The organism is Streptomyces sp. N35 (assembly GCF_016464295.1).
Taxonomy (GTDB): Bacteria; Actinomycetota; Actinomycetes; order Streptomycetales; family Streptomycetaceae; genus Streptomyces.
Genome location: NZ_JAEIMH010000080.1, coordinates 1 through 10,536, shown reverse-complemented (window position 1 = coordinate 10,536; position 10,536 = coordinate 1). Strand labels below are relative to the sequence as shown.

The following is a 10,536-nucleotide window of genomic DNA, read 5'->3' as shown; positions in this document are numbered from 1 at the left end:
ACCCCGGGGGTTCGAGTCCCCCGGGGTCGCCCTTGCCGTACGCCGCCCCCTCCTCAGGGCGTACGGCGCCTCAGCAGCCAGAAGCAGGCCAGCGTGAGAGCCCCGGCGAGGGCGAGGGCGAGGCCGGACTCGACCCACTGGATGGGCCAGAAGTGGGACCTGGGCTGGAACTCGCGGTAGTGGCGTACGGCCGAGCCCCAGCCCTCGCCCATCCACGGGACCTCACGGCCGGCCGCGTCCCATGAGCGGTTCTCGAGCTGGAGCGAGGTGCTCCCGACCGAGCTGTACTCGGATTCGTAGCGTGACACGGAGGGCCACAGCTTCCAGCGGTGGACGTTGGTGAGCCAGTTCGCGGCGACCATCACGGCGACTGCGGCGCCGAGTGCGGGCAGGGTGCGCTTGAGGACCAGGCCGCAGAAGGCCCCGACCGCCAGGGCGCACAGGACCCAGGCGAGTCCGACAGGTCCGGTGGCACGGAAGGTGTCGGCGCCGTACCACTCACGTCCCGCAGGACCGGTCTCGGTGCGTACCCACCAGTGCAGCAGCAGCAGAACGGTCATGCCCAGGGTGGTCAGGAGTGCCGGCCATGCCAGCTTGGCGGCCAGCCAGCGCACCGGGGTCACGGACTGGGTCCAGGCCAGAGCCGCGGTGCCGCTCTCCAGCTCGCGGGCGATCACCGCGCCGCCGATGTAGGCGGCGAGGACGAGCGGGAGGTAGGCGAGGACGGCCTCGGACACCAGCAGCAGGTTGTAGTAGTCCCGTGAGTAGATGCCCAGGGAGAGGTGGCAGGAGGGATCCAACGGCCCGCAGACGTTGCCCGTCTGCTCGGGGTCGATGCCGACCCTGTACGTGTAGATCTCGAACCCGACGAACGCCAGGAAGCACCCGCCGAAGAACAGCAGCGAGGCCCGGTGCAGGCGGAAGAACGCCCACGTCAGCCCCCGCGGGGCAAAGGACAGGGTGCTCATACGGCGGCCTCCTCGGGCGCACTCGGACCGGCCGCGTCGGCCGGACCGGCCGTCCGCAGATGAGCGAGGACGATCTCCTCGAGGGACGGCTCCACCGCCTCCCAGCCCGGCGGCAGCGCCGCACCGCGCCGTACGAGCGCCGTCGCGCCGCGGCCTGCCGGGCGCTGCTCGACAACGGTGTGGCCGTCCAGGGAGCCCGCGCCGGTGAGCAGCACATGCGACGACACCAGCTCGTCCACGGGCCCGGCCAGCCGCACCCGTCCGGCACCCAGGAGCGCCAAGTGGTCGCAGCTGCCCTCCAGTTCGGGCAACACGTGCGAGGACATCAAGATCGTCGTGCCGTGCTCCGACGCCTCCACCATCAGCGCGCCCATCAGCTGCTGCCGCGCCAGCGGGTCTAGGTCGGCCATCGGCTCGTCGAGCAGCATCAGCCCGGCCCGCTTGCCGAAGGCCAGCGCCAGCGCTACCCGCGTGCGCTGGCCGCCGGAGAGCGAGTGGATACGGGCCTTCGGTTCGAGCCCGCCCTGCTCGTACGCGATCTGCTCGGCAGCCGCCGCGGACCACCGCCCCGAGGACCGGTTCAGCTCCGCGCCGAGCCTCAGCACCGCCGCGACCGTCAGCTGGGACGGCAGCGGCTTGGCCTGGGCGACGTACGCCACCTCCGCCCGCGCACCCGGCGGCACCGCACCCAGGACCTTCAAGGAACCCGCCGTCGGCTTCAGGAGACCCGCCGCCAGCGCGAGCAGCGTCGACTTGCCCGCCCCGTTCGGGCCGACCAGACCACAGACGCTGCCGGACGGCACCGTAAGACCGCAGTCGTCGAGCACCGGGGCCCGCCTGCGTCCGTAGCGCATCGTGAGGCCCTCGGCCTCAAGTGCCCATCCCTGCCCGCTCATTGCGCATCCCCCTCGCGACCCTGCGGAAAGTGCTCCTCCAGTACGGCGGCGACCAGCGCCAGCGCGTCCTCGCGCTCCAGGCCCTCCGCCCGGGCCCGCGCGGCCCAGTCGGCCAGATCGGTCCGCAGCCCGTTGTGGTCCGCGCGGCCGAGGGCGCGCCGCACGAATGTCCCCATACCGCGCCGCGCCTCGACCAGGCCCTCGCGCTCCAGCTCGCGGTACGCCTTGAGCACGGTGTTGGGGTTGATCGCGGTCGCGGCCACCACCTCGCGGGCGGTGGGGAGTTGATCGCCGACGTCGAGCAGGCCGAGACGCAGTGCCTGCTTCGTCTGCTGGACGATCTGCACATACGTGGCGACACCGCTGCGCCGGTCGATCCGGTACGCGAACACACTCCCAACCCTCTTTCACTAATTGAGTAGTGGAAGGGTGATGCAGAAAGGGGGCCGCGTCAATAGGTGCGGCCCCCAAGGGAGTTGGAGCAGTTCGAATGCCCGGGAAAGTCAGGACTCCGTGCGGTACATCAGATCCGTCTCGTACGTCGAGAACCCGAGCCGCTCGTACACGGAGACCGCCGCCTTGTTGTCGGCGTCCACGTAGAGCATCGCGGGGGGCAGGCCCGCGTCGGCGAGAGGGCGCAGGCCGACGGCGGTGGGGGCCTTGCCGAGCCCGCCGCCCTGGGCGCCCGGGCGGACGCCGACCACGTACACCTCGCCGATCCGCTCCTGTGCGTGCACCTTCGTCCAGTGGAAGCCGATCAGGTCCTCGCCGCGGAAGGCCAGGAAGAAGCCGGCCGGGTCGAACCACGGCTCGGCCTTGCGGTCGTCGAGATCACGCTGGGTGAGGGAGCCCTGCTCGGGGTGGTGTGCGAAGGCCTCGGCGTTGACCCGCAGCCAGGCCTCGTCGTCCTGTCCCGGGACGAAGGCGCGGACCGTGACGCCGGGCGGAAGGACCGGTTCGGTGAAGGCCGAGGGGTCCAACGGGCGGCGCATCTGGCGCAATTCGCGGAACAGGGACAGGCCCAGGATCTGGGCCAGATGGCGGGCCGCGGCATGCCCGCCGTGCGCCCACACCCGCAGCCGCTTGCCGGTCGCGCCGAGCAGCGCCTGGCCCAGCGCGCGTCCGTGGCCGTGGCCGCGGTGGGCGGGGTGCACGACCAGTTCGCCGGCCGGGGCCTCCACGGGGTCGGTGTCCTCCAGTTGCGCGTAGCCGAGGAGTTCACCGTCCACGGTCAGCAGCAGGTGGCGTACGCCCGCACGGGGCCCGCCGCGCAGCTGCAGCCTGCCCTGCTCGGAGACGGCCTGCTGGCCGTCCGCGCGGGCGGCCTCCGCGAGCAGCCGCGACACGGCGTCGATCTGCTCGGGAGTCAGGGCGTCCACGATGTCGAGGGAGCGCACGGGCGGGGTCGCTGCGTCAGTCATGTCTCGAGCGTACGGCCCGCCCGCCGGGCTCAGCGCGCAGCCAGTTCGTCCCGCCACACCGGGCTGTCCACATAGTGGTTGTCGTAGAGCTCGGAGGAGTCCTTGATCTCCTGCGGGCTCGCCTCCCCGCGCAGCACACGGCCGAGCAGCCGCAGGTAGTCGAAGCGCGGCATCCCCGGCGTGAACATGAACAGCACATCGGCCTCACTGCCGGCCGCGGCCGCGAACGCGTGCGGGGTGTGCGGCGGTACGTGCAGGAAGTCGCCGGCCTCCAGGACCTCGACCTTGTCGTCGAGCAGCACCCGCAGCCGGCCGCCGATGACGAAGAACAACTCCGAGGCCCGCGTGTGGAAGTGGGCCGGCGCCCCGACCGCACCTTCCGTGAAGGCCGAGCGGTAGGTGGTGACCGGGCTGCCGTCGGTGCCGAAGTCGGCGAGCAGGGTCATGACGGCGCTGGGGTCGCTGGTGGTCTCGGCGGTGGCCGCGCGCGTGAGCAGGGGCGTCGTGGTCGTGAACTGCGTGTTCTCTGTGTTCATGACTATGAGCTTAGAGCCCTGAAAGACCCCTCGTGGGGTGCATTTCCTGGTCAGAATCCGAGGTCAATTTCCATAGCTCCCACCCCTCGGCCGACTCGGAGAAACCCACCCGTAACCACGAACCCCCTGTTGCTCTACGCGCGTTGACTCTAGGCTGCGGCCCACTGATTACCAGAGGGGAACAGATGTCAGTGACACCACAACGGCACCGCACGCGTGGCCGCCTGCTGATCGCGGGCGTCACGGCGCTCGCCGCGGCCGCTTCCGTGGCCGCCGCGCTGCCCGCGGGAGCGCACGGCGACGACCGGGGCCACGGGCACGGGCACGGCCAGGGCCGCACCGTCGACGTACAGCTGCTGTCCTTCAACGACCTGCACGGCAACCTCGAACCGCCGTCGGGCTCTTCGGGCACCGTCACCGAAGAGGGCAACGCCGAGCCGGTCAAGGCGGGCGGCGTCGAGTACCTGGCCACGCATCTGCGCACGGCCCGCAAGGGCAACAAGTACAGCGTGACCGCCGCGGCCGGCGACATGATCGGCGGCTCCCCGATGCTCTCGGGCCTGTTCCACGACGAGCCCACCATCGAGGCGCTCAACGGGCTCGACCTCGACGTCTCGTCCGTGGGCAACCACGAGTTCGACGAAGGCCGCGCGGAGCTCGCCCGTATGCAGAACGGTGGTTGCCACCCGAAGGAGGGCTGCTACGAGGAGGGCAAGGTCTTCGAGGGCGCCGACTTCCCGTACCTCGCGGCCAACGTGACGGACGAGAAGACCGGCAAGCCGATCCTCAAGCCGTACACCGTCTGGAAGAAGGGCGGCGTCAAGATCGGCTTCATCGGGGTGACCCTGGAGGGCACTCCGGACGTCGTGACCGCCGAGGGCGTCAAGGGCCTGAAGTTCCACGACGAGATCGAGACGATCAACAAGTACGCCAAGGAACTCGACCGGCAGGGCGTCAAGTCCATCGTGGCCCTGGTCCACGAGGGCGGCGAGCCGGCCTCGCCGAACTACAACTACAACTGCGACAGCCCGGCCGCCGGCGACGGCATCTCGGGCCCGATCACCGACATCGCCAAGGGCGTCACGTCCAAGGTCGACGCGATGGTGACAGGCCACACCCACGAGGCGTACGTCTGCACCATCCCGGACCCCTCGGGCAAGCCGCGCCTGGTGACCTCGGCCTCCTCGTTCGGCAAGGTCTACACGGACACCACGCTGACCTACGACCGCCGCACCAAGGACATCGTCCGTACGTCGGTCGAGTCCGCGAACCACGTCGTGAGCCGTGACGTGGGCGTGGCCGGTGACATGCACGACCTCATCAAGCGCTGGGGCACGCTGGCGGCGCCGATCGCCAACCGTCCGGTGGGCTACATCTCCGGCAAGATCGACGGCCGCGGTGCCAAGACGCTGGAGACGCCGCTCGGCGACCTGATCGCCGACGCGCAGCTCGCGTACGCCAAGACCCTCGATCCCGGGACCGACTTGGCGCTCATGAACTCGGGCGGCATCCGGGGCGACCTCGCGTTCGACGCGAGCGGTGGCGAGGGCGACGGTGTCGTGACGTACGGCGAGGCCTTCACGGTCCAGCCGTTCGGCAACACCGTGAACCTGGCCGACCTCAAGGGCTCGCAGCTCATCACGGCGCTGCAGCAGCAGGTCAGCGGCAGCAACGAGGCCTCGCCGAGGATCCTGCAGATCTCCGAGGGGCTGACGTACACGCTGGACATGACCAAGACGGGCGCCGCCCGGGTGGTCGTGGACTCGATCAGGCTGAACGGTCAGCCGATCGACCCGGCGGCCACGTACCGCGTCGCGATGAACCAGTTCCTCGCGGGCGGCGGCGACGGCTACACCGAGCTCGGCAAGGGGGCCAACGTGCTGGTCGGCGGTGACGACCTGAAGGCCCTGGAGGACTACCTCAAGGCCAACTCCTCGGCGAGCGCACCGCTGGCTCCGCCGAAGGCCGACCGCATCACGATCGTGAAGTAGCTCACTTCTGCGGTGAGTTAAGTCACGAAAGGGTTGCGGTGGGGGGACGTACGCGTGATCGGATGAACCGATGCGTACGTCCCCCCACACTTTTTCCACGCATCCTCCCTATGACGAAGGAGAGCCCGCCGCCCGCCCCAGTCCGTACGACGAACTCGCCGACCTCTCAGGACCGCTCGACGAGTTCCTGCGGAACGAGCCCGAGGACGACGAGCCCTGGGAGCCGCCCCAGCACCGCCGCGGTGGCCGCCGGCGCCGGCGCAACCGGTTCGCCGGTCTCCCGCTCGTCGCCAAAGCGCTCGTCCTGCTGCTCGCCGCGGCCGCCTTCCTCGTGCTCGCCGACCGCTGGGCGCTGCTCTACGCCGAGCACAAGACGGCCGAGAAGCTGAAGGACTCGCTGCATCTGACGGCCGCCCCCGAGGTCGAGATCGAGGGCTTCCCCTTCCTCACCCAGGCCCTGGACGGGCGGATCGACAAGGCCGGCGTCACCGTGCCCGATGTGGCCGCCGACCGTGTCTCGCTCGCGAAGGTCTCCGCCACGGCCACGGACGTGACGATCGACGGCGGCCCGCTCTCGGTGAAGGGCGCCTCCGTGGGCGAAATGGACGGCGAGGTGCTGCTCTCCTTCGAGGACCTGGGCCGTGAACTGGGCGCCTCTCAGGTCACGTTCACCGCGCAGGGCCGTGACCGGGTGCTCGCCCGTGGCACGCTGCCAGTCGCCGGGCACGATCTGAAGCTGTCCGCCGATGCGCAGATCCGCCGCTCGGGCGAGAAGGGGATCTCCACGAGGATCGGCGGAATGCGGCTGGACATCGGCGACTTGGCGACCTACCGCCCCGCTACGAAGCCTTCGCAGGGGCTGCATCTGAGCCGTAAGTCCGCGGAATCGGTCCGCTCCTCGCAGCAGAAGCTCAAGTCGCTCTTCGCGGTCCCCGCACTCGTGGACCGGCTCGGGATCCCGCGCTCCGCGGTGCAGCGGGCGCTGCGCGAGGAGGCCGGCCTGTCGTCCCTGACCGGCTCCCCGCGGTTCGTGCGCGACCTCATGGGGCTCAATCTGATCGACGTGGCCATGGACCATCCGGCCCTGCTCAAGCAGCTCGGCCTCGATCCCGCCCTGCTCGACGGCCTGTCCCACCTCACCCGCCCGGCCCTCGCGGACCGCCTGGCCCTGGGCTTCCGGCTGCCCGAACTTCCCGAAGGATCGGGGGAGTTGCATCTGAAGGACGTCCGCGTCGAGCGGGACGGGATACGGGTGGAGCTCGGCGGGAGCGGAGTGTCGTTCGGAGGGTGAGGTGCCCTCGCCGTCGTTCGGAGGGTGAGGTGCCCTCGCCTTCGTTCGGAGGGTGAGGTGCCCTCGCCTTCGTTCGGAGGGCGAGGTGTCCTCGCCCGCGCCCGCTCAGAGAGTGTCGAGGTCGTCGAGGAACTCGCGTACGGCCCGGTGGAAGCCCTCCGGGTCCTGCGCCTGCACGAAGTGGTCCGTGTCCAGGCGTACCAGCGTCGTGCGCGGCCGCCGGGCGGCCATCTCCTGCGCCGTCTCACCGGGCAGGGCTTGGCTCTTGCGGCCGTTGATCAGGAGCGCGGGCATGGAGCTGCCGGTCCAGGCCGCCCAGTGGTCGCCGTGCACGGCGCTCTCCGAGTCGACGGTGTCCTGGGGGTGGAAGGGCAACCGCCAGGATCCGTCCGGGAGTTGGCGCAGGCCCCGGGCGATCATCGGGCCGATGGGTCCGGCGCCCTCGATGAGCTCCTCGCGGGTGGGGGCCGTATAGGGGAAGGAGAGGACGAACGACAGCGGGCTCGGGCCGTCGGGCATCAGTACCGGCCCGTCCACGTCGACCATGGCCGCGATCAGGTCGGGTCGCCGGGCGGCGAGATACATCGCGTTGATCCCGCCGAGCGAGTGCCCGAGCACGACGACCGGGCCGGCCGCGAGGTGCTCGAGCAGGGCGATCAGGTCGTCGACGTAACCGTCCCGGCTGTACTCCGGGGTCCGGTCCGAGTCGCCGTGCCCGCGCTGGTCGGGGGCTATCACCCGCCAATCGGGCCCGAGTTCCTCGGCGAGCCTGGTGAACGAGGCGCCCTCGGCAAGGTGCCCGTGCAGCGCGAGCACGGGCCGGCCGGTGCCGCCGGAGTCCAGGTAGGACAGGCGACGGCCGGCGAGGTCGAGGTCCTTGCGGGTGAGGGCGGGGCGGGTCGTGGCCATGGGGCTCCTTCGGTTGCGATCCGGTCGGCGAGGCCCGGTCGGTGTCATCCGGTCGGCGCGATGAGCAGAACTATACGCACGTATTAAACGCCCGTACAAGACGTCCGTATGAATCTCTGCGCCGTCCACAGCAACGCACCAACCACCACAGGACACAAGACATTTGGCCGGGACGGTGCCGGCCCGCGCCGGAGTGCGTGAGTAGGGCTGTCCGCTCGGCTAGGCGGGGTGCTCGGGAGGTGGCGTGGGCGCACCCGGCAACCGCACCACCGCGACCGTTCCGCCGCCGTCCGCCGGGCGGAGTGTGACCTCGCCGCCGCTCTGCTGGACCGTGCGGGCCACGATCGACAGACCGAGACCCGAGCCGGGCAGCTGGCGGGCGGTGGGGGAGCGCCAGAAGCGGTCGAAGACATGCGGGAGTTCCTCGGCGGGGATGCCGGGGCCGTGGTCGCGCACGGTGAGGGTGCCGCGGTCGAGGGCGACCTCGACGGCGCCCCCGGGCGGGCTGAACTTGACCGCGTTGTCGAGGATGTTGACCAGGGCCCGTTCGAGGGCGGCCGCGTCAGCCCGTACATACCAGGGCGCCAGCTCCGCGGTGATCTCGAGCTCCGGGCCGCGGAGGCGGGCGCGGTCCACGGCGGTGTGGGCGATCTGATGGAAGCCGACGACCTCGACCTTGGCGGTCTGGCCGGTGTCGGGGCGCGCGAGCTCCTGCAGATCGCCGATCAGGGCGGCCAGTTCGGTCATCTGCGCCTTGACGCTGGCGAGCAGCGCCTTGCGGTCGTCGGGCGGGATGGCCCGGCCTGTCTCCTCGCTGCGGGCGAGGAGTTCGATGTTCGTACGGAGGGAGGTCAGGGGGGTGCGGAGTTCGTGTCCGGCGTCGGCGATGAGCTGGGCCTGGCGCTCCTGGGAGCTCTCCAGGGCGGCGGTCATGGCGTTGAACGACCGCGAGAGTCTGGCGATCTCGTCGTCGCCCTCGGCGGGGATGCGGATGGTCAAGTCCTCGGTGCGGGCTACGTGTTCGACGGTTTCGGTGAGGTCGTCCACGGGCTTGAGGCCGGTGCGGGCAACGAGGAGGCCGGCTGCTCCGGCGCCGAGTACGCCGATTCCTGCCACGACGAGAAGGATGAGGGCGAGTCGGTTGAGGGGCTCGTCGATGTCGGAGAGAGGCCTGGCGATCGAGACGGCAACGGGCCGGTTCTGATATGCGGCGGGCTGCGTGTAGACGCGCATCTTGGTGCCGTCGGCGGCGGTGACGGTATGCAGGACGGGTGGTTGGTCGCCCTCGGCGATGGCCCGATCGTCCTCTGTCGCGGGAAGGTCCTTCGTGCCGTCCACCCAGCAACGGCTGCCGTCGGCGAAGACGATCTGCACCGTCGCGCTCAGATTGCTGACAAACCGCTCCGCGTTCGGAGGCGGGCCCTGAGGGCAGCCCAGGCGACCGTCGAACGACTTCGTTGCCTGCTCCACGTCCGCCGAGCGGAGCGAATCGTCGAACTGCTCACGCAGCTGCGTCCGCACCACCAGCCAACTCGACGTCGCGACAACTGCCACCGCGAACGCGACGACGGCGGTCACGAGCAAGGCCAACCGGGATCGGAGCGGCAACCGTCGCAGCCGCTCCGCGAACGAGCCCTTCACTCGGACCCGCCCGTCCGCAACGCATACCCCACACCCCGCACCGTATGAACCAACCGCGCCTCGCCCCCCGCCTCCGTCTTGCGGCGCAGGTACATCACGTAGACGTCGAGGGAGTTGGACGAGGGCTCGAAGTCGAAGCCCCAGACGGACTTGAGGATCTGCTCCCGTGTGAGCACCTGGCGCGGATGGGCGAGGAACATCTCCAGCAAGGTGAACTCGGTCCGGGTGAGCTCCACGGCACGCGAACCCCGCACGACCTCACGCGTCGCGAGATTCATCCGCAGGTCGGCGAACGACAGCACATCGTCGTCGACCCGGTCCGCCGCCACCGCCACCGCATACGAGCTGCGCCGCAGCAACGCCCGGATACGGGCGAAGAGTTCGTCGAGCTCGAAGGGCTTGACGAGATAGTCGTCCGCGCCCGCGTCCAGGCCCGTGACCCGGTCGCCCACCGTGTCCCGGGCCGTCAGCATCAGGATCGGGGTCGTCGAGCCGGACGCCCGCAGCCGGCGCGCGGCCGTCAGTCCGTCCATCCGGGGCATCTGGATGTCGAGGACCACGAGCTCGGGGGAGAACGCGGCCGCCTTCTCCAGCGCCTCCATGCCGTCGGCGGCGACCTCCGTGGCGTACCCCTCGAACGCGAGGCTGCGCTGCAGCGCCTCGCGCACGGCGGGCTCGTCGTCGACGATCAGGATGCGCTGGGCTTCGCCTTCGGCGGGACTCATCGGTGGTCGTTCCTCGCGTCGCTCGGGAAGTGGACGTGGCCGTCATCAGCCTCGCACGGCCATGCCGCGCGAGGTCAGGTCGTGGACCCGGCGCGCAGCGTGTCCAGGTCGGCCTTCACATCGTTGATCGGGATCGCGAAGCCGAGGCCCACGCTGCC

The 10,536-nt window shown here is 70.5% G+C and carries 10 protein-coding genes; 2 read left to right on the top strand and 8 right to left on the bottom strand.

Annotation, left to right across the window (positions count from 1 at the left end):
* Positions 1 to 53 precede the first annotated feature (53 nt).
* The 5 genes from JAO81_RS32795 to JAO81_RS32775 form a co-directional block, all read right to left on the bottom strand.
* Positions 54 to 968, bottom strand: coding sequence for a hypothetical protein (locus JAO81_RS32795; protein ID WP_199551615.1), 915 nt, complete (start codon positions 966 to 968; stop codon positions 54 to 56).
* Positions 965 to 1,864, bottom strand: a complete 900-nt coding sequence (locus tag JAO81_RS32790) for an ABC transporter ATP-binding protein (RefSeq protein ID WP_199551614.1) — start codon at positions 1,862 to 1,864, stop codon at positions 965 to 967. Before JAO81_RS32790 ends, JAO81_RS32795 begins: the two co-directional genes overlap by 4 nt.
* Positions 1,861 to 2,256: a GntR family transcriptional regulator gene (locus JAO81_RS32785; RefSeq protein WP_199551613.1), complete on the bottom strand. Its 396-nt coding sequence runs from the start codon at positions 2,254 to 2,256 to the stop codon at positions 1,861 to 1,863. Before JAO81_RS32785 ends, JAO81_RS32790 begins: the two co-directional genes overlap by 4 nt.
* 111 nt (positions 2,257 to 2,367) lie before the next feature.
* Positions 2,368 to 3,285: a mycothiol synthase gene (gene mshD / locus JAO81_RS32780; protein WP_199551612.1), complete on the bottom strand. Its 918-nt coding sequence runs from the start codon at positions 3,283 to 3,285 to the stop codon at positions 2,368 to 2,370.
* 29 nt (positions 3,286 to 3,314) lie between these two features.
* The gene (locus tag JAO81_RS32775; RefSeq protein WP_199551611.1) at positions 3,315 to 3,821 is read right to left on the bottom strand and encodes a cupin domain-containing protein; all 507 of its coding nucleotides are present in this window, start codon (positions 3,819 to 3,821) and stop codon (positions 3,315 to 3,317) included.
* A gap of 185 nt (positions 3,822 to 4,006) precedes the next feature.
* On the opposite strand from JAO81_RS32775, the gene JAO81_RS32770 reads away from it, so the two are divergent.
* A complete protein-coding gene (locus tag JAO81_RS32770) occupies positions 4,007 to 5,812 on the top strand; it encodes a bifunctional UDP-sugar hydrolase/5'-nucleotidase (RefSeq protein WP_199551610.1) in 1,806 nt (601 codons plus the stop codon).
* A 70-nt stretch (positions 5,813 to 5,882) separates the two neighbouring features.
* The gene (locus JAO81_RS32765) at positions 5,883 to 7,103 is read left to right on the top strand and encodes a DUF2993 domain-containing protein (RefSeq protein WP_199551609.1); all 1,221 of its coding nucleotides are present in this window, start codon (positions 5,883 to 5,885) and stop codon (positions 7,101 to 7,103) included.
* Between the two features lie 105 nt (positions 7,104 to 7,208).
* On the opposite strand, the gene JAO81_RS32760 is transcribed toward JAO81_RS32765, so the two are convergent.
* The 3 genes from JAO81_RS32760 to JAO81_RS32750 form a co-directional block, all read right to left on the bottom strand.
* On the bottom strand, positions 7,209 to 8,012 hold the full coding sequence (locus JAO81_RS32760; RefSeq protein ID WP_199551608.1) for an alpha/beta fold hydrolase: 804 nt from the start codon (positions 8,010 to 8,012) through the stop codon (positions 7,209 to 7,211).
* A gap of 219 nt (positions 8,013 to 8,231) precedes the next feature.
* Positions 8,232 to 9,590, bottom strand: coding sequence for a sensor histidine kinase (locus tag JAO81_RS32755; RefSeq protein ID WP_374194383.1), 1,359 nt, complete (start codon positions 9,588 to 9,590; stop codon positions 8,232 to 8,234).
* A 59-nt stretch (positions 9,591 to 9,649) separates the two neighbouring features.
* Entirely contained in the window at positions 9,650 to 10,378 is a 729-nt protein-coding gene (locus JAO81_RS32750) for a response regulator transcription factor (protein ID WP_199551606.1), read from the bottom strand.
* Positions 10,379 to 10,536: the final 158 nt, after the last annotated feature.